General features: G+C 36.2%; 24 protein-coding genes. 14 read left to right on the forward strand and 10 right to left on the reverse strand.

The features are described 5' to 3' along the window. Positions 1–12: 12 nt before the first annotated feature. Both B1R93_RS15635 and B1R93_RS15640 read left to right on the forward strand, forming a co-directional pair. On the forward strand, positions 13–1,731 hold the full coding sequence (locus B1R93_RS15635; RefSeq protein WP_425348984.1) for a PAS domain-containing sensor histidine kinase: 1,719 nt from the start codon (positions 13–15) through the stop codon (positions 1,729–1,731). A 111-nt stretch (positions 1,732–1,842) separates the two neighbouring features. Next, positions 1,843–2,505 (forward strand): NAD-dependent epimerase/dehydratase family protein, encoded by a 663-nt coding sequence (locus B1R93_RS15640; RefSeq protein ID WP_088104899.1) that lies wholly within the window; start codon positions 1,843–1,845, stop codon positions 2,503–2,505. A gap of 154 nt (positions 2,506–2,659) precedes the next feature. On the opposite strand, the gene B1R93_RS15645 is transcribed toward B1R93_RS15640, so the two are convergent. Next, a complete protein-coding gene (locus B1R93_RS15645) occupies positions 2,660–2,806 on the reverse strand; it encodes a YjcZ family sporulation protein (RefSeq protein WP_088104900.1) in 147 nt (48 codons plus the stop codon). A gap of 237 nt (positions 2,807–3,043) precedes the next feature. On the opposite strand from B1R93_RS15645, the gene B1R93_RS15650 reads away from it, so the two are divergent. Beyond that, complete coding sequence (locus tag B1R93_RS15650) at positions 3,044–3,421, forward strand: FBP domain-containing protein (protein ID WP_165763850.1); 378 nt, start codon at positions 3,044–3,046, stop codon at positions 3,419–3,421. A 21-nt stretch (positions 3,422–3,442) separates the two neighbouring features. Here B1R93_RS15650 and B1R93_RS15655 read toward each other — a convergent pair whose 3' ends face one another. Then, a complete protein-coding gene (locus B1R93_RS15655) occupies positions 3,443–3,799 on the reverse strand; it encodes a DUF2512 family protein (RefSeq protein WP_088104902.1) in 357 nt (118 codons plus the stop codon). Between the two features lie 127 nt (positions 3,800–3,926). Then, positions 3,927–4,043, reverse strand: a complete 117-nt coding sequence (locus tag B1R93_RS15660; RefSeq protein ID WP_088104903.1) for a biofilm-forming protein — start codon at positions 4,041–4,043, stop codon at positions 3,927–3,929. 129 nt (positions 4,044–4,172) lie between these two features. Between B1R93_RS15660 and B1R93_RS15665 the strand changes: the two genes are divergently transcribed. After that, complete coding sequence (locus tag B1R93_RS15665) at positions 4,173–5,246, forward strand: branched-chain amino acid aminotransferase (RefSeq protein WP_088104904.1); 1,074 nt, start codon at positions 4,173–4,175, stop codon at positions 5,244–5,246. 145 nt (positions 5,247–5,391) lie between these two features. On the opposite strand, the gene B1R93_RS15670 is transcribed toward B1R93_RS15665, so the two are convergent. Further along, positions 5,392–6,207, reverse strand: a complete 816-nt coding sequence (locus B1R93_RS15670) for a protein-glutamine gamma-glutamyltransferase (RefSeq protein WP_165763851.1) — start codon at positions 6,205–6,207, stop codon at positions 5,392–5,394. 210 nt (positions 6,208–6,417) lie between these two features. Between B1R93_RS15670 and htpG the strand changes: the two genes are divergently transcribed. Beyond that, complete coding sequence (gene htpG, locus B1R93_RS15675; protein WP_088104906.1) at positions 6,418–8,307, forward strand: molecular chaperone HtpG; 1,890 nt, start codon at positions 6,418–6,420, stop codon at positions 8,305–8,307. A gap of 94 nt (positions 8,308–8,401) precedes the next feature. On the opposite strand, the gene B1R93_RS15680 is transcribed toward htpG, so the two are convergent. Beyond that, positions 8,402–8,824, reverse strand: coding sequence for a hypothetical protein (locus B1R93_RS15680; protein WP_088104907.1), 423 nt, complete (start codon positions 8,822–8,824; stop codon positions 8,402–8,404). A 355-nt stretch (positions 8,825–9,179) separates the two neighbouring features. Between B1R93_RS15680 and B1R93_RS23080 the strand changes: the two genes are divergently transcribed. Continuing rightward, a complete protein-coding gene (locus B1R93_RS23080; RefSeq protein ID WP_165763852.1) occupies positions 9,180–9,329 on the forward strand; it encodes a hypothetical protein in 150 nt (49 codons plus the stop codon). Here the strand turns inward: B1R93_RS23080 and sda are convergent. Then, positions 9,316–9,468: a sporulation histidine kinase inhibitor Sda gene (gene sda, locus B1R93_RS15685; protein WP_088104908.1), complete on the reverse strand. Its 153-nt coding sequence runs from the start codon at positions 9,466–9,468 to the stop codon at positions 9,316–9,318. The genes B1R93_RS23080 and sda overlap by 14 nt on opposite strands. 288 nt (positions 9,469–9,756) lie before the next feature. On the opposite strand from sda, the gene B1R93_RS23720 reads away from it, so the two are divergent. Then, complete coding sequence (locus tag B1R93_RS23720; RefSeq protein ID WP_088104909.1) at positions 9,757–10,482, forward strand: gamma-type small acid-soluble spore protein; 726 nt, start codon at positions 9,757–9,759, stop codon at positions 10,480–10,482. A 276-nt stretch (positions 10,483–10,758) separates the two neighbouring features. Here B1R93_RS23720 and B1R93_RS15695 read toward each other — a convergent pair whose 3' ends face one another. The 4 genes from B1R93_RS15695 to B1R93_RS15710 all read right to left on the reverse strand — a co-directional run bounded on the left by B1R93_RS15695 (position 10,759) and on the right by B1R93_RS15710 (position 14,084). Then, entirely contained in the window at positions 10,759–10,965 is a 207-nt protein-coding gene (locus B1R93_RS15695; protein ID WP_088104910.1) for a CDGSH iron-sulfur domain-containing protein, read from the reverse strand. Positions 10,966–11,290: 325 nt separating this feature from the next. Further along, complete coding sequence (locus B1R93_RS15700; protein ID WP_088104911.1) at positions 11,291–11,491, reverse strand: alpha/beta-type small acid-soluble spore protein; 201 nt, start codon at positions 11,489–11,491, stop codon at positions 11,291–11,293. 77 nt (positions 11,492–11,568) lie between these two features. Then, a complete protein-coding gene (locus B1R93_RS15705; protein ID WP_088104912.1) occupies positions 11,569–11,931 on the reverse strand; it encodes a hypothetical protein in 363 nt (120 codons plus the stop codon). A gap of 308 nt (positions 11,932–12,239) precedes the next feature. Continuing rightward, positions 12,240–14,084, reverse strand: coding sequence for a DNA ligase D (locus tag B1R93_RS15710; protein WP_088104913.1), 1,845 nt, complete (start codon positions 14,082–14,084; stop codon positions 12,240–12,242). A gap of 117 nt (positions 14,085–14,201) precedes the next feature. Here B1R93_RS15710 and ku point away from each other — a divergent pair, with 117 nt between their 5' ends. The 7 genes from ku to cobA all read left to right on the forward strand — a co-directional run bounded on the left by ku (position 14,202) and on the right by cobA (position 23,159). Further along, the gene (gene ku / locus B1R93_RS15715) at positions 14,202–15,062 is read left to right on the forward strand and encodes a non-homologous end joining protein Ku (RefSeq protein WP_088104914.1); all 861 of its coding nucleotides are present in this window, start codon (positions 14,202–14,204) and stop codon (positions 15,060–15,062) included. A 194-nt stretch (positions 15,063–15,256) separates the two neighbouring features. Beyond that, a complete protein-coding gene (locus B1R93_RS15720) occupies positions 15,257–15,703 on the forward strand; it encodes an NUDIX hydrolase (RefSeq protein ID WP_088104915.1) in 447 nt (148 codons plus the stop codon). 114 nt (positions 15,704–15,817) lie between these two features. Beyond that, positions 15,818–15,973 (forward strand): hypothetical protein, encoded by a 156-nt coding sequence (locus tag B1R93_RS23085; protein WP_165763853.1) that lies wholly within the window; start codon positions 15,818–15,820, stop codon positions 15,971–15,973. A 365-nt stretch (positions 15,974–16,338) separates the two neighbouring features. Further along, positions 16,339–18,696 carry a nitrite reductase large subunit NirB gene (gene nirB / locus B1R93_RS15725; protein ID WP_088104916.1) on the forward strand — a complete coding sequence of 786 codons (2,358 nt, stop codon included), beginning with the start codon at positions 16,339–16,341 and terminating at the stop codon, positions 18,694–18,696. A gap of 34 nt (positions 18,697–18,730) precedes the next feature. Beyond that, on the forward strand, positions 18,731–20,875 hold the full coding sequence (nasC, locus tag B1R93_RS15730; protein WP_088104917.1) for an assimilatory nitrate reductase catalytic subunit NasC: 2,145 nt from the start codon (positions 18,731–18,733) through the stop codon (positions 20,873–20,875). A 121-nt stretch (positions 20,876–20,996) separates the two neighbouring features. Next, entirely contained in the window at positions 20,997–21,332 is a 336-nt protein-coding gene (locus tag B1R93_RS15735) for a YtxH domain-containing protein (protein WP_088104918.1), read from the forward strand. A gap of 345 nt (positions 21,333–21,677) precedes the next feature. Further along, on the forward strand, positions 21,678–23,159 hold the full coding sequence (cobA, locus tag B1R93_RS15740; protein ID WP_088104919.1) for a uroporphyrinogen-III C-methyltransferase: 1,482 nt from the start codon (positions 21,678–21,680) through the stop codon (positions 23,157–23,159). Positions 23,160–23,185: the final 26 nt, after the last annotated feature.

A 23,185-nucleotide genomic window follows, 5' to 3' on the forward strand; every position in this document is an offset into this window, starting at 1 on the left:
GTTGAGGTGAAAGTGTTGGAGATTAATCGTAAGACGTTAGATGGTAATATTATAACGGATCATGTTGGAATTATACTTTCAATGGATGAACAGGCAAAGCAGATGTTTTTAGTAACGGATTGGAAAAAAGGGATGAACATACAGGAGTTAATTCCTGAGCTTAACGTAAGGAAGGAAGAAACCTCCGATGTTTCACTAGGAATCGGTAGAAAAAGAAATGGTGAGACCTTTCCAATCTCATTTGTAATCAATAGGGTTATGACGCATGAAAAAGATAGAGAGTTCCTCTCTTTAATTATAAAGGATAATCATTATTCGAACATCGTTCAGAAGAAATTAGATCGTAGTCTTGGTGAAATTGATGAATTGAAAAATGCTATCGATGAAGCCTCTATTGTTGCGGTAACGGATGAGCGAGGAAAAATAACGTATGTGAACAGGAAATTTTGTGAAGTCTCCAAATACTCTGAGGATGAGTTACTTGGCCATGACCATAGAATTATAAATTCTGGCTATCATTCGAAAGAGTTTTTTTCAGATTTATGGAAAACCATTACGAAAGGCTCTGTCTGGAAGGGGGAAATTAAAAATAAAGCGAAGGATGGAAGCTATTACTGGGTTGATACAACAATTGTTCCTTTTTTAGATGAAGCGGGTAAGCCTTATCAATATCTTTCTATACGAAAGGAAATAACTGAGAATAAGGTTAATGAGCAAAAGCTTCGCGAATCTTTACATGAACTGCTCGATTTAAAGGCAGCTCTAGACGCTTCAACCATCGTCGCTGTAACTGATCAACAAGGGACAATTACGTATGTAAATGAAAAATTTTGTGAGGTTTCTAAATTCTCGCAAGAAGAGCTGATTGGTGCAAATCACCGTATTATTAATTCAGGCTACCACTCAAAAGAATTTTTTATTGACTTATGGAAAACGATTTCTAAAGGGATGACTTGGAAAGGTGAAATTAAAAACAAAGCAAAGGATGGAAGTTACTATTGGGTTGATACAACCATCGTTCCATTCTTAAATGAAAACGGTAAGCCATATCAGTATTTGGCTATTCGCCATGAAATCACAGAACAAAAAAAGGCCGAGGAAGAGCTGCAATTAATGATGACCAAAATGATTAATATTCAAGAAGATGAGAGAAAAAGACTATCTAGGGAGTTACATGATGGTCTTGGACAAAATTTATATAGTATGCTGATTACGATTAATCGAGTAAATACTGTATCCGCTCATCCGTTGTTATCACAGTTACAAGAAGATGTTTCAACATTAATTGAAGAGGTGCGAGGACTTTCTTGGGAGTTAAGACCATCTATATTAGATGATTTAGGATTAATTCCTGCTACTCGCTCGTTTATTAATCGTTATCGTCAGCATTATGGAATCACTGTTCATCTAAACATTCAAATTAAACGCAGATTGGAATTACAGGTGGAGACTAGCATTTACCGAATTATTCAAGAAGCGTTAACAAATATTCAAAAGTATGCAGGTGTTCAGGAGGCGTTTGTAAACGTAGTAGAGGATCAAAATGAGTTAACTATTACAATAGTAGATAAAGGGAGGGGCTTTAATTTAGAAATCCGTCCAAAAGGAGTCGGATTATTTAGTATGGAGGAGCGGGCTCGCTCGGTAGGTGGAAGACTTTTTATTGAATCAAATGAAAAGCGTGGAACTAAAATAACGTTTAAACTACGTCTTACTGAGAAACATGAATAAGCTTTAAGGAGGTTGTCTAAGGTTCTATACACTTGGGACAATCTTTTTTCCTTGTAAAAAAAATCCGCTACACCATATAACTGAAAATGAACGAAAAGGATGGAATAAGAATTGAATGGAAAAACGGCGCTTTTAGCAGGAGCTACGGGATTGGTAGGTACTAAATTGCTAGCAATATTACTTAAAGAGAGCAATTATGAGAAAGTATATGTTCTCGTTCGAAAACTTCTTAATGTCAAATGTTCTAAACTTATTGAGATAATGACAGATTTTAGGAATCTAGAAAGGGTTCAACAACATTTTGCTGTCGATGATGTGTTTTGTTGTTTAGGAACAACGTTAAAAAAAGCCGGTTCAAAGGAGGCTATGTACCTGGTAGATGTGGAGTATCCCTTTCAGTTGGCTAAATTAACAGAACAGCAAGGAGCAAAACAGTTTCTACAAATAAGCTCGATGAATGCGAATCCACATTCATTGTTATGGTATCCAAAAATGAAAGGGGAGCTTGAAGAAAAAATAAAATTAATTCCTTTTCAATCAATGGCTATTATAAGACCGTCTCTACTTCTTGGTAAGCGAAATGAACATAGATTAATGGAGGAGTTGGCAAGTACGTTAATCCGAGGGCTGAACAAAATGACAGGGAAGGTAAATAGGCGGTTAGCAATTGACGCTGAGGAAGTGGCTTTAGCGATGTTTTCAATAGCTCAAATGAACCGTAAAGGGATCGCTGTCTATTCATCTGAACAGCTTGGCACTTTTGCTAAAAGGTAGAGTAATGATTATAGTATTTAGGAATAAAAAACCAAATGGACGATTTTACCTCTTATAACAACCTGAAAGCTACATTTTTTAAAAGTCCTACTATGATTTTGGTTCTCATAGTAGGACAGATACTGAGCCACAAAAAACAGTGTTTACGTTCGACTTAGTAAGATTTTACGTAAGCCGAGCCAACAATGATTAATAAAATGAATAGAACAACAATTAAAGGGAATCCGCCTACAGGTGCCGCAGCTGTTGTTGGAGCAACTGCAGTTGGTTGTGCACCGTAGCCATAACCATATCCGTACATGATATCCCTCCTTCCCTAAGCAGATAATATATACTATGAAACAAGTATATATTGGAGTAGGTGAAGGATGTAGTTTTAATAAAAACAGGCAAGAGTAAAGACATGGAAAAGGAGATTGGGGTTCTCTGTACTATTCAATTCACAATCATATTTATTAACATTTGGGTAAAGTAGAAAACCAGTATTGGACGACTTTCTCAGTATGTTATTCCGTTTCCTACTTTAAGTAGGGAGGAATTGAAGAAGCTGTTTCCAAAAAATAAAAAGTTAAAATATCCCAACTTATCTTCAGTTCAATTGAATTTTCTTACTTACCTAAGCTGGAATGATGTAGGGACAAATAAAAAGTATATTGTCTACTCACGAAACGGTCAAATGGTTGGGATTGAATGTAAATACTTCCTACTTAATAAAGAAAGTTTATGCTCTTTTTGCCATCGACATGGTCAGGTTGCCTTTATTACTACGATCACGAAAGCAAGAAAATTGAATAATCCGGATTATTATAAGGCTATCGGAAACTATGTTTGTTTTGATAGTTCTACTTGCAATCAGCATATGACAAGTGTTGAAGTATTAGAGTCATTTCTGGAAAAGTCTTTAAAAGAAAGTTAAAGAGGTAAATCACCAACCTAATCAGGTTGGTGATTTTACTGTTCTTCCACTGTTAATAAGCCAACCGTGTTGGATGACTTCGGTAAAGGTTAACAATAAGGCTGTAAGTAAAGCCCCTGTAAATGTAACGAGAGCAGTACCGAAAAGTAGTGATACAAAGTATACGATGAGTGTTGCCGCAACAAAATCTAGAATTGCACTTAGCCATAAAGTACTTTTCTTTAATATAATAACTTCCATCATATGACCTGAAAAGGCGAGAAGTAATCCGACTACAATTGGCTGAATGACATGTGCATAATAAACATTAGCAAATAAAAGAGAAGCGATCATCACTGTTATTGGACAAACAAAGATTTTGACAATAAGACCAATCATGTTTTCACCTCCAATTTTTTAATTTGAATAAAAAGCTCTAAAATTATGAATTACGAAAAAATTTATAGTGAAATTTTATACTAAGAAGTATTAAAATAAGAGGGAACCAAATGGCTCCCGAACAGATTTATTTTTTGTTTTTTGTATTTTGTTTCTTAGGGTTATCGACTTTAAACGCTGATTGCGTCTCATGATCATGCTGCACTTGTTCGATACTAGCGTTTTGAATACCTTTTTTCGTCATGTTTTCACCCCCTTTATATCGGATTCATTTCATATTTTGCCATTGAATCAAGAAGGAAATACATGTTAAACATAGACTTAGCAAAAAACGCTTAAAATATGTTTTCGGAGCTAAGTAGGAGGATTAGAATTGGACAACAAGGAAATTAAGATTACATTATGTGAAAATCGAAAATCAAAACCACTGCCAGACACATTAGAATTTGGACGAGTATTTACTGACCATATGTTTGTCATGGACTATGAGGAAGGGAAGGGCTGGTTTAATCCGCAAATTCTTCCCTATCAACCAATAACATTAGATCCCTCAGCGAAAATTCTGCATTATGGCCAATCTGTATTTGAGGGATTAAAAGCCTATTTATCTGCTGAAGACGATATTTTGCTCTTTCGACCTGAGAAAAACTTTGAACGGTTAAATCGGTCAAGTGAGCGTTTATGCATTCCAGCAGTAGATGAGGATTTTGTTCTTACAGCATTAAAAAAGTTGTTAGAAATTGAAAAAGATTGGATACCGAAGGTTGAAGGAACATCTTTGTACATTCGTCCGTTCATTTTTTCAACTGAGCCTTATTTAGGTTTAGCTTCCTCTCAGACTTTTCAATTTATGATTACACTTTCCCCAGTGGGAGCCTATTACAAGGAAGGGATCAATCCAGTAAAAATCGCTGTTGAAACTGACTTTGTGCGTGCTGTTCCGGGTGGTACTGGAGATGCAAAAACAGGAGGAAATTACGCTGCTAGCTTAAAGGCACAAATTTTATCAGCGAAACGTGGTTACTCTCAAGTATTGTGGTTAGATGGGGTTGAAAAGAAGTATGTCGAAGAAGTAGGGAGTATGAACGTATTCTTTAAAATTAATGGCGAAATCGTTACCCCCGCCTTAAACGGAAGTATTTTAGAGGGAATTACAAGAGATTCGATCATTCAACTTCTCAAACACTGGAATGTTCCGGTTCAAGAACGAAGAATTTCGATTGCTGAAGTCTATGAAGCTTTTATCAAAGGTGAGCTAGAAGAAGCGTTTGGTACAGGAACTGCAGCTGTTATTTCGCCGATTGGTGAATTTGCGTGGGGAGATAAGAAAATGGTTATTAATCAAGGTGAGACTGGTGAAATATCTAGGAAATTATATAATACATTAACAGGTATTCAAAAGGGGATTGAGGCTGATCCATTTGGTTGGACGGTTGTTGTCTCCTAAAGCCGTGAATACACTTAAAAAACTGCTGACTTATCAGCAGTTTTTTATTGGTTTTTATCGGAGACAGTACGGGGAAATGAATCTAGCTACTTTACGTATGGGGTGGGAACTATGAACAAAGTTTGATCAGAATATTTTCATTTGATTATAATTCGAAATCCCATGAAAAGCGATGTGAACCAATGCTTACATAAATTCCGTTCGGCTCAAAAAATCTTGATTGAGTTTCTTTTAATCTATAAATTTTTTTATAATCTAACCGTGTAATAGGTTCATCCATTAAATAAGCCGATTTGGTCGCATTTGGTTTCCGGTACTCGTTTAACAACTCAATGATTTTATCGGCTGGTAATACACCAACATCATGACCGTAGTATAAATCATTTGATAGGTAGATAACGTTAAGACCACGCCAATACGACGTATCAGGGTTTACATCAGGGTTATTAAAATATAAAATATCCCCATAAATAGGTTCTGAATCCTTTAAGATATGAATCCCAAGATCCTTGTCATGTTCCCATGAATATAATAAAAGCCCTTGAAAATAATCGTTAAAGGCACCCTTACCAACTGCATCAAGTACGGCTTTATATAAGACAATAATCATGGCAGTCGCACATTCAAAGGCATATAGATTACTATTTATGAAGATATCTTGAATCGCTTTTGAAGGTACTACTCCTTGCTTTAATTTGAAACCACCATAATCGGTTAATCTCCAAAACTCTTCGTTGCATCTCGCCTCTTTAAATGTTGCAAATGATACGCTGCTACTGTCTAACGCCAATGCTGCATTTAGTACAAGTTCTCTTAAATTTACTTCGAATTGCAATTGCACCAATGAGCTATATTGATAGATTTCTTTATGAGAGTCGAGCTGTTTTAAAATTCCGTATGAATGCTCAAAGTGATCGATTAAATCGGATAAGGATTTCGTTTCACTTTTTATTTTTATCACAATGAGACCTCCTTGCATCATGATCTATACTTTAGTTTATGTAACTATAACTATCCGTTGAGCCTAATTATTTTTTCAAAGGTATAACAGAAATAAACGCATTCTATTGACAACGAAAGACAGCCTATGTTAAATAAAAAGAAGTGTTAGCACTTGGTACAATTGAGTGCCAAAAAGAAATCATAAACAGGTTGAAAGGAGAATATTTTGATGGGGACTACAGCTAAAAAAGAATTTAAAGCAGAGTCTAAGCGACTATTAGAGATGATGATTAACTCTATTTATTCGCAAAAGGAAATTTTTCTAAGAGAGTTAATCTCAAATGCAAGTGATGCTATTGATAAAATTTACTATAAGGCATTAACAGATGACACGTTAAACTTCGATAAGGAAAGCTATTACATAAAGGTGGAAGCTGACAAAGAAGACCGAACATTAAAGATTTCAGATACTGGAATTGGTATGACGAAGGAAGAGCTTGAGATAAACCTTGGAACGATTGCAAAGAGTGGCTCCTTCGCGTTTAAAAACGAAAATGAGATAAAAGACGGACACGACATCATTGGACAATTTGGTGTTGGCTTCTATTCGGCTTTTATGGTCGCAGACGTTGTTACTGTAGTTAGTAAAGCATTAGGAAGTGACGTGGCTTATAAATGGGAATCTGATGGGGCGGATGGTTATACAATTGAAACGGTTCATAAAGATTCAGTTGGAACTGAAATTACAATTAAAATAAAAGAAAATACGGAAGAAGACACATTTGATGAGTACCTTGAAGAGTATCGATTAAAGGCAATTATTAAAAAATATTCGGATTTTATTCGTTATCCAATTAAAATGGATGTCACAAAGAGAGAGCCGAAAGAAGGGACTGACAACGAATATACTGAGTATCAAGAAGAGCAAATTATCAATAGCATGGTTCCTATTTGGAGAAAAAATAAAAATGAATTAACTACAGAAGATTATGAGAATTTTTATAAGGAGAAGCATTACGGCTTTGATAAACCTCTAAAGCATATTCACATTAGTGTGGATGGAGCGATTCGCTATAATGCAATCTTATACATTCCCGAAAATATTCCGTTTGACTACTATTCAAAAGAATTTGAAAAGGGGCTTGAACTGTATTCAAATGGAGTTCTAATTATGGACAAGTGTGCAGACTTACTTCCGGATTACTTTAGTTTTGTTAAAGGAATGGTTGATTCAGAAGATTTGTCGTTAAACATTTCCAGAGAGATGCTACAACACGATAGACAGTTAAAGCTTATTGCAAAAAACATCAAAAATAAAATTAAGAGTCAGTTGCAAACTCTTTTGAAGGATGAGCGTGAGAAGTACGAAACGTTCTTTAAATCATTCGGTAGACAATTAAAATATGGTGTATATAGTGATTTTGGTAGTAATAAAGAAACGTTGCAGGAGTTATTACTGTTCTACTCGTCCAAAGAAAAGCAATTGGTGACACTAGATGAGTACGTATCAAGAATGCCAGAGGAGCAAAAGTATATTTATTATGCTGCCGGAGAATCTTACGAGCGAATTGAACGACTTCCACAGACAGAGCTAGTGTTAGATAAAGGGTACGAAATTCTTTATTTTACAGAGGATATCGATGAGTTCGCAATCAAAATGCTAATGAATTTTAAAGAGAAGGAATTTAGATCCGTATCAAGCGGTGACCTTGGCTTGGAAGCGGAAGAAGGAAAGGATGAAACAACTACTGAAGAGCAGGATAACAAAGAACTTTTTGAAAAAATGAAAACTATCCTCCAAGATAAGGTTAAAGACGTGAGAGTCTCTAAACGTTTAAAATCACATCCAGTTTGTTTAGCAACAGAAGGTGATGTAACCATCGAAATGGAAAAAGTTTTAAAAGCCATGCCTGACAATCAAAATATAAAAGCAGATAAAATTCTTGAGATAAACTCGAATCATAATGTGTTTCAATCATTAAAAGCTGCATACGACCACGATGCAGAGAAATTTAATTTATATACTAACCTGTTATATAATCAGGCACGTTTAATTGAAGGTTTACCAGTGGAAGATCCAGTAGAGTTTACAAATCATGTATGTAAAATCATGGTCTAAAGTTTAGTATAATCTCTAAGTGCATTAGAAGTTATATTTAAGTGGTGTCCCAAAAGGTCAAATTTAATCTTTGGGGACATCACTTTTTCAATGCCTATTCCTTATCCTTTAATTTATCATCAATAATATTTTCAATCATTCGGGAATGAACAGTTGCCCATGCTTTTTCCCTAAAATGTATACCAACACTAATTGTGACAGCACTTAAGTAAATAAACACAAATAACAACCATAAATAATTCGTATCTTTTTCAAAAAACTCCTGTATTTTGTTGCTGAAAATAAAGAGCACCCATGGTACAGCTGTTACTAAAATAGGGATTAAACCACTGCCGTTTTTTTCCTTTAGCATGCGATAATGAATATTTTCGAGTGTTAAGGGATCGAGCGCTTGATAAAACTGATACATTTCTTTTAATTCTTGAATCTCTTTTAGTTCAGTCAGCTTCAACCCTTTTCCCGAATTTTTCTTTAATTTTAAATAAAATTTATGGGCGTCTCCCCGGAAAGATACCATAAAAATCTCCCCCTTAATCAACATGTATCCACTTCACACTATCTTAGACAGGTCTTAAGAAACATAAACTATTTAGAGCATAAAACAATGAGTAAACAAAAAAACAGTCAAATCTACTGCAATTCTTAGTCGGTTTTTTAGCTTCGGAAAAAGTAGCACTGGGCTCTTAGGATGCTAGTCGAGGGATTTGGAGGTATTTGAATATGGGAGTTTTTCTTTTTTTGGATAAATGAGAATTTTTACTATCCAAAAACTAGAATAAATGGTATACTAAAAATGTAATTACAGATGACAAGACAAAATATAGATCTTATGGTAAACGGTTACATAAATGTCGGTTAGTGAGGAAATCAAAATGGAAAATGGTAAAGAATTAACAAATTATTTTAGAGAACAATTACAAAGAGAACTTTCGCAGATTGAGCTTGATTTTATTAAGTGGATCATAACTGAAGACAAAGATATAAAAGAACAAAAAGACAAACAGATTATTAACTTTTTATAAGTTCTTTATGTTCTTCTATTTGATTTAATCTCGATTCTACTTCTTTCTTTAAAATTAAGATGAAATCTTTATCTAAATTTAATTCAATTGATTTTTTATAAGCGTCTAATATGGTTTGGTCATCTAGATATTTTAACATGGCTATCGGCTACCCTTCTGTTTTCTTATGTTTTTTCTTTGAATTCTTATTTTATCTATATTTCCTGCCATCGAAAAGCGTTTTGACAAAACTATCTAAAATATGTGTGTTTTAGACATAATCATCAACCGTATCAGTCATTTGGTATGGTTTTTTTATTATTTTCAGAAGTAATCGTACATATTCACACCAATTAAACATGATTTGTTCGAAATTTTAACTCATAAAATTACAAGGGACATTAATAATAAGGGGGTAAGTTATTTTACTTTAGGAGGAATCAGACAAATGTATCAACAAAATTTTCAATCACAAAATCAAGGTCCATTTCAACAAGGGTTTGCGGGAACAGATGCTCAACATGTAAGACAGCAGAACGCTCAATCTTCGCAAAGCCAAGGTTTTATTAACCAACAACAACCTTTCCAATCATCTCAAGCGATTTTCCAACCAAACTTCGCAGGGACTGACGTTCAACAAGTACGCCAGCAAAATGCACAATCAGCACAAAATCAAGGGTATAATCAAGGGTTTAACAATCAAAACTTTAACCAACAAGGATTCCAGCAAGGAACACCGTTTCAACAAGGCTTTGCCGGAACCGACATTCAGCATGTACGCCAGCAAAATGCACAATCGGCACAAAACCAAGGCTTTAATAATAGCTTTAACCAACAAGGATTCCAGCAAGGAACACCTTTCCAACAAGGCTTTGCCGGAACTGACGCCCAGCATGTACGCCAGCAAAATGCACAATCGGCACAAAATCAAGGGTTTAATCAAAACTTTAATCAACAAGGTAGTCCGTTTCAACAGAACTTTGCTGGAACAAACATCCAGCAAGTACGTCAACAAAACGCTCAATCAGCTCAAGGCCAAGGTTCATTTGGACAACAACAAGGATTCCAAGGGACGCAAGCAATTTTTCAGCACGGATTTGCTGGAACGGACGCTCAACATGTAAGACAACAAAATGCACAATCTAATCAATCAGGCGCTTTTCAAAACTTTTAATTAATACCGTTAATGCGTAGTCCGAAAAAGGAGCATTTCGAGGGCACGGAAAAAGGGAAACCCACCCTTTTTCTGTGACTCTTATTAAGTAGCAATGGCTCCACACGTTGATCGCCTGCTATGAGAAACCCACTCATAGCAGGCTTTTAAAAAGATGGCAACGGCTCCGCACATTGCTTCGAGGGCACAGAAAAAGGGAAAAGTACCCTTTTTCTGTGCCCTCAGCATTTCTTCTTTTTCGGACTACTTTTATGGGTTTACAAGCATTTGGGGCCATTATTCAGCTCTAGGTGCACTTTTAAAGTCTATGCTTTTATGTGTGCCATCACAAAAAGGCTGTTTTTTAGAAGCACCACATCGGCATAGAGAAAAGGTTGACTTAGTTTCAAACAGATTACCCTCGCTGTCGACTAGTTCGACATCTCCGGTAACACGTATTGAGCCATTATCATTTACTTTTAAGATTATTTTTTTATCATTCATCTATTAACCCTCCTTTTTAACAAGTATATCCAACACGTAAGATGATAGTACTTTAAATATGGAAGGGAATAAGCTGATTAAAAAAAACCCTTTCACTTTATGAAAAGGGTTACCCGAATTTCTCTCCAACTTCTATCTATTATCTATACATTATTTAAAAAGAGTGCATACTTCACTCCCCTATAATGACAGTCTAACACGAATTATTTTTAATGTTAGTAATTTTGTAAGATTATATTACAGTTTACTATTTATGTATAATAAAGAAAGGAGGCTGTGCCAAGAGGTTGTTTTTTAACCTTTTGGCACAGCCCCGATGCCATGATTATTCAGTTTTACCGCCAATTTGTTGTTCAGCCATTTGTACTAGACGTTTTGTAATCTCGCCACCAACTGAACCGTTAGAACGAGAGGTATCACTTGCTTCTAGTCTAACACCAAACTCCTGTGCAATCTCATATTTCATTTGGTCAAGTGCTTGTTCAACACCAGGTACTAATAATTTATTATTGTTGTTACTAGCCATTGCTGTTCACCTCACTTTAAAGATTGTACTTATAGTATGTGGGGCATTTTAAATACTATAAGAGGTAATTTCTTCTGTTAGGAAAGGTAATTTAGGATGTTTTTAGGAAGAGCAATACGATCATGTAAGGAGAGAGATGCATCGTAGCTCTTGTAGGAATAAATTTTCATTCCTTCTGATTGAACAGTGAATTCAAGAATTTGTTGATTTTGTTTTCCTTTAGTTTCTAACGTAATTAGAAATGGACTAAAATCAATTTTGTACGTATTAAACGTAAGCCCTAATAATTCTCGTTGAGTATGAGAGACGTATTGATGCTGGATAATTAGTGGAATTAACTCATTTATTTGTACTCCTTTCGAATGTTCTGTGAAAAGAGCAGCTACGTCCTCTGTCAGATGTTTAGTAAAGGATTTAATTTGGTCGATAAACGAATTCATATTTTTCCTCCGTTATTTTAAGATAAAAAAGGAGATGGTCGACGTTATGCGACCATCTCCTTACCATTTCACCTTGCAAGCGTTCATTCAAACATTCTGGGGTCGTATCGATTTTTGTATTTTGGAAACACCTCATTTTTCAATATTGTGTTAACAATCTTGAAAATCTTGAGAACGATCCAATACAATCACCTTACTTCCTTTATGTGAACATCACTTGGATGGTGCATGGATTTTAGGAGGAAAACAGCGTCCGCCGTAAACCTCACTAGTATGATGTCCGAAAAATCGAAAGCTATTCATATTTTTTAACGATTTAATAAGGTTGATAATTGGTCTAAAACTTTTTCAAATGAGTCCTTAACGGCATCTTTTCTAAATAAATGGAACGGATCACCTTTCGCTTGTAAACGTTCAAGAACGGATGGAATCGTAAATAAATCAGGTTTTAAGCCATTATTAACTTCATCCCAGGTTAATGGCGTAGCTACAAGTCCTTTTTCATTTCCTCGTGGTGAATAAGGAGCGATAATCGTTTTTCCTTTGTCATGCTGAATGTAATCGAGATACAATCTGTTACCTCGATTTTTTTTTAAGCGCTCAGTAGTGAACCACGCTGGGAATTGTTCACATAAGAATGTACAAACAAATTCAGTAAATACTCTTGTTTCTTGATACGTAAATGCATTTTCTTGAAGAGGAATATAAATTTGAAGTCCTTTGCCACCGGAAGTTTTAATAAACGATGGCAGCTCAAATTTATCAAAAATCTCCTTCATTCGTAAAGCAGCCTCTATCGCTAAAGAGAATTCATTTACAGAAGGAGGATCGAGATCAAAAACAATCTCAGTAGGATGTAGGCTTTTTACTGTTTGAAAAGGAATGTGGAATTCTAAAGCTAGTTGATTTCCTAACCATAATAAGGTCTCAAGATCATTGCAAACGATATAGTCAATGTCATCGGTTCGATAAGACGAAACGAACGCAGGTGTATAATCTGGACGGTTTTTTTGATAAAATTTTTCCTCACTTAGCATCCCGTGTGGATAACGAATAACTGTTAATAATCGCTCATATAGAAACGGAAGAAGGTAGGATGCGCTCTTTTGTAAGTAAAGGATATAATCATCTTTTTTGATACCGATGGACGGCCAGAGTGGTTTATCTGGATGCGTTAATTCAATCTTTTCTGGAAGAGGATAAAGCTGTCTTTGTAACGTAGACCAATTGCATTGTTCAGGTTCCTTATCTAGGTCAAATGAATGAAAACGAGGTTCTCTTAGGTGCTTTCCATCAAAATCAATACAGGCTATGGTTACACATATCGAAGGTGGAAGAGACCAAACATTTAAACTTACTTGACTGCCGTTCGTTTGAAATAATGTAATTAATGTCTTTTCTTCCTCTTCGGTTAATCCATGCCGGAAAATAACAATTTCTTTAACGGATGAATGTTCGTAAATCGCGCCGTGAAAAAAGCCGTTACTTTTATCATATTTACTAAGAAAGACGGAAATGAATCGCCAATTCTTGATTTTTAACCAATCCGCTGTACGTTGACCATTTTCCCATTTACTTGTTTTCTTTTTGGCGATTAAGCCTTCTCCATTCCCATTTTTAATCAGTGTCCAAAGCTGTGAGTTCTCCTCAAATGTCTGAATCCCCTGAATAGGCTCTGCGCGCTGAAACTGAACAGGATATGGAAGCAAGAGTGAATTGAACAAAGATTTAAGCAGTTGTTTTCGCTTCGTTAAAGTTTGAGATGCTACCTCTTTTCCTTTGTATACTATTAAATCAAATGCAACGAACTGACATGGAAATGTAAGTGAATGGGATGTAATGACGTCTTTTTTTCGCATTCTTCCACGAGTTTGTACAATATTAAAATCGCTGCGAACATCATTTTTTAAATGAACTAACTCTCCATCTAAAATTAATGGTAAATAGGGTTTAACCTTTTCTTCTATTTCGTCACAAAAGCTAATGATTTCTGGAAATTGATTATTTAACTTTTTTCCATTTCGACTAATAAAAAGTGGGGACTTGTTTTCTTCCCATTGAAGAATACAACGAAAACCATCATATTTTGGTTCGAAAACCCAATTATCTCCTGAAGGAATTTCATTTGAGGACGTTAAAAGCATCGGTTTCAATAAGAAATCCTCCTTTCTTTTATATAAGATAGGTTTTTCATCTTTTTTTGGGTCATACATAAATATTCACAAAGTATTGCACATTAAGAATAAGAAACCAAAGAAGGTGTGAAGAACATGCATACAGTATGGAAAGGAAGTATAAGCTTTGGTCTCGTCAATATTCCGATTAAGCTGCATACAGCGACAGAGGACAAGGATATTAAGCTTCGGCAATTGCATAAAGAATGTCATACCCCAATTAGTTATCAAAAAGTTTGTCCTGGTTGTGACAAGGAAGTTCGTAGTGAAGATATTGTAAAGGCGTACGAATATGTAAAAGGGAAATTTGTCATTTTGGAAGAAGAGGATTTACAAAAGTTGAAGAAAGAAAATGAAGAGAAGGCAGTTGAAATTATCGATTTCGTTAAACTTGAAGAAATTGATCCGATTTATTTTGAGAAGAGTTATTTCATGGCACCTGATAATGGTGGTGGCAAGGCATATTCCCTGCTACGAAGTGCTTTATTAGAATCAGGAAAAATTGGTGTAGCCAAAATTATGATTCGTTCTAAAGAACAGCTTGCAGTTGTGCGTGTGTATCAAAATACTCTTCTAATGGAAACGATTCACTTTCCTGACGAAGTTCGAAATGTTCAAGAGGTACCTAATGTACCTAGTGAACATACGGTAGTAAAAAAGGAGCTTGATACGGCTCTGCTATTAGTTGACCAATTAACGACAACTTTTGATCCTGAAAAATATCATGATGAATACCGAACGGCTTTAATGGATCTAATTGAAGAAAAGAAAAATGGTGAGCAAACAGTCACAGCTACAGACAAGCAGCCTGAAGCAGCTACTTCGAATGTTACTGACTTAATGTCAGCCCTTCAAGCATCTTTGGATAAAACGAAGAAGAAGAAGCCCGCAACAAGAAAGAAAGCAGCTCCTGCAGCAACAAAAACGCCTGCTACTCGAACAAGAAAGAATGCTTAAAAGAGGGGCATATATCAAAAATGAAAAACTATAAGGGACAAACAGAAACAAGCAAAAAAGATCGATAAAAACCACGTAGGAACCCATTGCTGTTATGTCGGTGCATGTCCTAAAAGATATTTACGAGGAATAATAAAAGGAATTTAAATTGTTGTTGTGGAATGTCTTCTTGTAAAGCAAGGGGGCATTTTATTTTGGACTATATACAAATGATTCGATCTTATGTAGGGAATAAACCATTAATATTAACAGCAGCTTCTGTTATTATCCAAGATGATGTAGGTAGAATTTTGCTTCAGCATCGGACAGATACAAATAATTGGGGCTTACCTGGTGGTTTTATGGAAATAGGAGAAACGATTGAGGAAACGGCCAAAAGGGAAGTTTTTGAAGAAACAGGATTAACGGTTAAAAGCCTCAATTTGTTTCATGTTTTCTCGGGTGAAATGTTTTATTATCAATACCCGAATGGTGATGAAGTTTATAATGTGATCATATCGTATGTAACGACGGATTATGAAGGTAAATTAACGAAGGATGAGGAAAGTTATGATTTGCAATTTTTTGAACGTGAGTGTCTACCGAAACAAATGATCCCAACTACTGAACATATGTTAACATTTTTTTTAAACCATCTTTAAAACGCTTGGTTCATTCTTGTCAAACTCCAATTCTATTAAAAAAATTAAAAAGATAGGTTTTAATTCTAGTTTTTTGGGTATAGATTAAAAAAGGCAGAATTGGAGGATTTTATTGTGAATAAAAAAGTTAGCTATTCAAATCTTAAACGCTCTTTTGAAAAAAGATTGACAAGAAAAACCAAAGATTCTGAAAGACAATTTATAAAATGGTTAGTAGATAAATCAAATAGTCATAAAGAAGTAACACAAAGCATGAATGTAAGAGGGTAATTTTTTTCAAAGAAAAGGCTGAAATCATTTTACGTGGTTTCAGCCTTTTCTTTTTGTAAATACGTTTTAATGCACCTCACAGCAGGTGACGATGAGAAAGAGGAGCGATAATACGGAGCTTTAGACTTTATCTCGTATATAAGATGTAGGTTTTCGTTAGAACAGTTAACGAACTTTTTAATATATCTTTTAAAAAACCCTTTTATATCAACGGAAATCTTTTATAACCTGTGTGAATTTTGTATGTTAAAAGATTTAACATACTTCATTTTTTTTGAAAATGGTTATGTCATAATTAAAAACAATCAAGATGTTACATGATGTGGAAGGTTCATCATGAACTTCAATATGCTTGGAGGTTTACGATGACAAAGCAAAAACTGGTGATTATAGGAAATGGTATGGCGGGTGCACGCTGTGCGGAAGAAATCATTAAACATAAACCAGAGGCATTTGATGTCATGATTTTCGGAAGCGAGCCACACGTTAATTACAATCGAATATTACTTTCTTCCGTATTACAGGGAAGTACGACGCTAGATGATATTATCATTAATAGTCAAGAATGGTATGAAAAAAATAAGATTACTCTCTGCTCTGGAGAGACGGTTACCATTATTGATCGTGAGAATAACACAATCATTACCGATAAAGGGAATAAGGTTCAATACGACAAATTGATTATTGCAACAGGTTCTAATCCGTTCATCATTCCTTTACCAGGACACGATAAAGAAGGTGTAATTGCCTTCCGAACAATAGAAGACTGTGAAAAATTGATTCAAACATCAAAAAAGTATAAAAAAGCAGCAGTCATAGGTGGCGGGTTATTAGGATTAGAGGCTGCTCGTGGCCTTCTTCATTTAGGAATGGAGGTCAATGTTGTTCATATCTGTGACACATTAATGGAAAGGCAGCTCGATTTTACTGCATCAAAAATGTTGCAAAAAGAATTAGAGCAACAAGGGATGAATTTCTTGCTTGAAAAAGCAACAGAAGAAATTGTTGGTGGTACCCGTGTAGAAGGGTTGCGTTTTAAAGACGGAAGTGAAGTAGAGGCTGATTTAGTCATTATGGCAGTGGGGGTTCGCCCAAATATCAAGCTAGCTAGTGAAGCAGGGCTTGAGACGAATCGTGCCATCATAGTGAATGATTATATGCAAACAAGCGACCCTGATATTTATGCAGTAGGTGAGTGTGTGGAGCATCGCAATGTCGTATATGGCCTTGTGAAGCCTCTTTATGAACAAGGTAAGGAGCTTGCAAAGCATATTTGTCAGATTGACAGCAAAGGATACCAAGGTTCTCTTCTAGCCACTCAGTTAAAAATCTCTGGTGTTGATGTTTTTTCTGTCGGTCAATTTCAGGAGGATGACACAACGCAAAGTCTTACGGTTTATGATGGGTTAGAGGGGATTTATAAAAAATTAGTCTTCCGTGAAGAGAGAGCGATAGGTGCTGTCTTATTTGGGGATACACGCGCAGGGACAAAGTTAATTGATCTCATTTCAAAACAGGAGAAGGCTGAACTTGTTAAAGAGCTAGTGATAAATCAAGCTTGCGTTGAAGAAAACCAAGTGGCTTCAATGGGGCTAGGGGAAATCGTTTGTAATTGTAATAGTGTCACTAAGGGGACCATTATAGAAGCCGTACAAATGGACGGTCTTTCGACGGTTGAAGAAATAAAACAGTGCACAAAAGCTTCAGGATCCTGTGGCAGCTGTAAACCGCTTGTAGGCGATTTACTAGCATATATTCAAAGCGATGATTTTAACGAGCATATAAAAGAAGAGCCGTTATGTAGTTGTACGTCAATGCCAGAAAATCAAGTGGTGGAAGAAATTCAGCTTAAACAGTTACAGTCTATTAAAGAGATTCGAGAAACACTAGACTGGAATCAAAAGGATGGTTGTTCTGTCTGCTCGGCCGCCCTTACTTACTATTTAGGGATGATTTATTCGAACTCAGATTTTCAGCAAGAACCGTTAGTTGATTTATATAAAAATGCGACTGCACAGTCTGATGGTTCGTATACTGTATTCCCTCAAATGAATGGTGGAGCAACAACAGCACAGCAACTAAGAAAAATAGCAGATGTCATTGAGAATTATGGCATACCACATGTTTCGTTAACAAAGCGCCAACGAATGAGTCTTATGGGGGTTAGAAAAGAAATCCTTCGAAATGTTATGCGCGATCTGGAGATCGACTTAACACCTCGCCATGATCATGCTGTTCATAATGTTCGAACAAATATTGGGCATTCAAGTTCTTTCGAGGAAAATAAACAAGCAATCGAATTGTCTATTGGACTAGATGAAAAAGTTACTTCACTAAATACACCACAGGATGTTCGAATTAGTGTGTCTGTAGCAGGTGATGACTTGGCTGATATTAAAACAAAGGACATTGGTTTTATTAAAATCGAACGCGGTTGGGAAATTTATATCGGCGGTGAGAGTGGACGTACTGGTAAGGATGGAATTTTACTAACAGTGGCGGAGGAAAATGAAGAGGCACTATCAATTGTTAGTGGTCTAATACAATATTATCGTGAAACCGCCAATTACTTGGAATCTACTAGACGCTGGATTGAACGAATGAATATCGTTCATTTAAGAGAAGTCTTGTTTGATATCGATTTAAGAGAAGAACTGTTAGAAAGAATGGAACTAGATAGTATAAAGCAGAAAAGAAAGTTGGAAAATAGTTTCGTAAATTAATAAAAATATGAAATAAGTAAAAGGGTGTGACACCGTGACGGATCTGTTACTAAAATACTTTCGTACGAAGCAGCAAGAGGTACAATCTGAAAAGACATATGATACACAGTGTCCATATTGTAGCATGCAATGTAAAATGCAACTAATTGAACAGTCAGTGGTGACGAGAAAAAAATATAAGACGGTTGGAAAAGCTAATCCAACCTCTGAGGGACGATTATGTGTGAAAGGATTGAATGCACACCAACATGCGTTTCACCGTGAGCGAATTAAATACCCGATGAAAAAAGTGGATGGACAATTTGTTCGAACGACATGGGATGAAGCCTATGCGCTTATAAAGAAAAAGTTTAAGTCAATCCAAAAAAAGCATGGAAATGATGCGCTTGCCTGTTATGGTGGTGCACAATTAACAAATGAGGAAGCCTATTTATTTGGAAAATTCGCGCGAGTAGCCTTGAAAACAAAATACATTGATTATAATGGACGTTTTTGTATGTCCGCTGCCGCAACGGCTGCAAATGTAGCATTTGGTATTGATCGAGGTTTAACAACTAGGTTAACTGAAATTCCAAATGCTAAGGTTATTATTTTGGCTGGTACAAATATTGCTGAATGTCAACCAACGATCATGCCTTATTTTGAAAAAGCAAAAGAGAATGGTGCGTATATTATTGTGATTGACCCAAGGCAAACCGGGACAACAAAGATTGCGGATCTTCATTTACAAGTAAAGCCCGGTACAGATGCAGCATTAGTAAATGGTCTATTAAAGGTCTTATTAGATGAAGGGTACACCGACCATGAGTTTATCAATAACCGAACAAATGGATTTGAAGCTTTGGTAGAGCATGCTACAACAATCGATCTAGAAAAAATTGCAGGGAAAACAGGTGTTTCAGTCGAGGATATTAAAACAGCAGCAACTGTATTTGGTAAAGAGGCAACTGGGATGATTTTCACAGCAAGAGGCGTTGAACAGCAAGTTGATGGTTACATGGCTGTTCGAAACTTTCTTAATATGATTATGGTAACAGGGAAAATTGGTAAGCCAGGATGTGGATATGGTGCGATAACTGGTCAAGGCAACGGGCAAGGTGGTCGTGAGCATGGTCAAAAAGCAGATCAGTTACCAGGCTACCGTTCAATTGAAAATCCAGAGCACCGTAAGTATATAGCTGATGTTTGGGGAATTGATGAAAAGGAACTTCCACGAAAAGGAATATCCGCATATGAAATGATGGAGAAAGTTCACGAAGGAGAAATTCACGGGATGCTATTAATGGCATCAAACCCCATCGTATCAAATCCTAATGCAAGCTTTGTAAAGGAGGCGTTAGAAAAGTTAGATTTCTTTGTCGCCATTGATATGTTTATTTCGGAAACGGCGCAATTAGCAGATTTAATCTTACCAACCTCTTCTTATCTAGAAAATGAAGGAACATTTACAAATTTAGAAGGTCGTGTGACATTACGCGAAGCCTCAAAAGAGCTTCCTGGTGAAGTGAAGCATGATTGGAAAATCCTCTCAGAGATTGCGGAGTTACTAGGAAAAGGTAAATACTTCTCGTACAGTTGTGCAGAAGATATCTTTAATGAACTTCGAATTGCTAGTAAAGGTGGAATTGCAGATTACTATGGAATTACCTATGAACGGATTCGTGAAAAGAATGGGATGTTTTGGCCATGTCCTTCACTTGACCATGATGGAACAGAAATCATGTTTAAGGAAAGCTTTGCCCACCCTGACAAAAGAGGAATTATCCTACCGGTTTCTAATGAGTCCGAGGTTCCAAAGAAAAAGCCAACTCAGCAATTCCCACTTTATTTAACGACTGGAAGAGTTGTGGCACATTATCTAACAGGAGTTTTAACGAGAAAAAGTCCAGCGCTTGCGGCTAGAAACGTTGAATCCCATATTCAAATCCATCCGGAAACAGCACAGTCTTACGGCATTCAAGATAATGATTTAGTCAAAATTGAATCGGAACGTGGTACGATTGTTGTTAGAGGACAATTATCTGATGAGATTCGAAAAGATACCGTATTTGTACCGTTTCACTGGGCAGATTCTCAAAATGTAAATTGTTTAGTACCGAAAGAGTTAGATCCAACATGTAGAATGCCTGGGTTTAAAGTAACTACAGTAAACATAACGGCCTTAAGAGAATTGGCGTAATGAGTAAAAGAGAAAGCATCTTATGAGCTTTCTCTTTTTTCGGATCAAGAAGAGTAGAATTCTTACATAAAAACAGCCAGCTTTGAAAAACATAAGCTTAAATATTAAATGAGGTGATCCGATGTTTGAACGTAGACGTACTTCTTCAAGAGGCTATCTTATTGGAACAGTTATTGGTGGCCTAATTGGGGCCGCTGGTGCATTATTGTTTGCCCCAGAAAAAGGAGCCGTGATGCGTAAACAAGTAGCAGAGCGTTTTAACCAAAATAACAATGCTCATAAACCAACGATGTCCCAGACTCTTTTAGAACTAGGGGAGGAATGGTCTGAGGATGTTGAAGAAATAATGAAAAGAACAAAACAACAGCAAAATAGCGGGCAGCAAGAGCAAAAAAATACGCAACCGCAATTGGCGAATTTAATTCAAGATGCGTTAGAGGATGATGAAGAATTCTAAATGGATGATTACTTCCCATTGTATTAATTGATTGATTTAAAAATGAGCATGCTTATCTAACAATTAATTGGATTTAGTATAGAAATCCTTACATTTTTTAATTAGCAATGTTGATAAAAACGAGGTGAGATGAAGAGATGATCTTCTCAGCTCGTTTTTTGTATGCAATTTAATTAAAAATGTAACGAGAAAAAGGGCAGAAAGCTTGATGTAGTAGGGAGTTAGATGAAGGTTTAAAGATGCATTTCAAATATATAAAATTCTGTGTAAGGATACCTGACATAAATGCACATTGTCAAAAGATGTTCCTTTAAACTATGAGTATGAGGAAGGGGGGACGATGAAATGAAAAACGGAATGGTCTATTTCGTAGGCGCAGGGCCAGGAGATCCAGAATTACTAACGATAAAAGGTAGAAGGGCTTTACGAACAGCCGATGTGATTATCTTTGATCGTTTGGTTAACCCCATATTGTTGACGGAAGTTAGAGATGGAGCAAAATTGGTTTATTGCGGAAAACAACCGTGTCAACATTTCCTCAGGCAGGAAGATATCCAAAAAGAGCTGTTGATCCATGCACGTAAAGGAAAGAAGGTTGTGAGGCTTAAAGGCGGAGACCCTGCTGTTTTCGGGAGGGTTGGTGAAGAGGCCGAGCTCCTTTCAGAAAATCATATAAATTATGAAATTATTCCAGGAATCACGTCGGGAATTGCAGCACCTCTATATGCCGGAGCTACGGTGACTCATCGAGAACATTCGCGTTCATTTGCGATTGTGTCCGGTCATGGAAAAGATGGGAAACCGGAGGCTGATTGGAATTCGTTGGCCAAGGGTGTTGACACGGTTGTCTTTTATATGGGAGTTAAGTATTTGAAGTTAATTTCTGAGCAATTAACACTTGCAGGGAAAGACAAGAGAACGTCGGTTTTAGTGATTCAGTGGGGAACATATAGCAAGCAACGAATTGTTGAAGGAACCCTATCGACGATTGCAAATCAAGTTAAGCAAGAAGGAATTACAAACCCAGCGATTATTGTTGTAGGTGACGTAGTAAAGTTAAGAAAAAAATTACAATGGTATGACAACAGAAAGTTATCAGGGAAAGGTATTTTATTTCCAACAAAGGATCAAGCGAATAAGGCGCTTGTTGAAAAACTGAAAAGAGAAGGGGCAGACGTATATGTAAACCCCACTCTTACGGAACATTCGCTTATTCATACTGAAGCTTTCGAACGAGCACTGAAACATATTAAAGCTTATAAGCACATTGTTTTTTTATCAAGTGAAAGTGTTAAAGAGTTTATAAAAGGACTCATTCACTATCATTTAGATCTGAGAGACATTAACGCATCCTTCTACGCAATAAATCAAGCTGTGAAAGAAGCGCTATTATCATTTGGCTGTCTATCGATTAGTGCGCCTAAAAAGCAAACGCTGGATAATGCATTAATCGTTGGTGGAATGGGGGATGTTGAAGATCTCTACAATCTGATTTCTTCTTCAAAGAATTTACTAATTACACATGAGCAAAAGATTTCAGACAATAAGGTAGAAGCTTTTCAACGTTTAGTAGCTGAGAATCACGTGAATACACTGCTCGTTACGAATCAAAAGGAAGCTCTTACATTTATAAAAGTTGCCATGAAGTGTGAAATGGATTCCCGAGCGGTTTCATCGAAGTTAAAAGTAATTTGTCGTGGAAAAGAGACAGCATTCATATTAAAGGCACACGGAATAGTCACTCATGCTCAATTAGATGCCAGTGCTACGGATGAGCAGATAATAAAGGCTTTGCTTGAGGAGTTAAGTCTAGCAGTAGAAAGCTGAGCAACGTATATGCTGAATAGGAGAGG

Source organism: Halalkalibacter urbisdiaboli (genome assembly GCF_002156385.1).
In the GTDB taxonomy this organism is placed as follows: Bacteria; Bacillota; Bacilli; order Bacillales; family Bacillaceae_D; genus Halalkalibacter_A; species Halalkalibacter_A urbisdiaboli.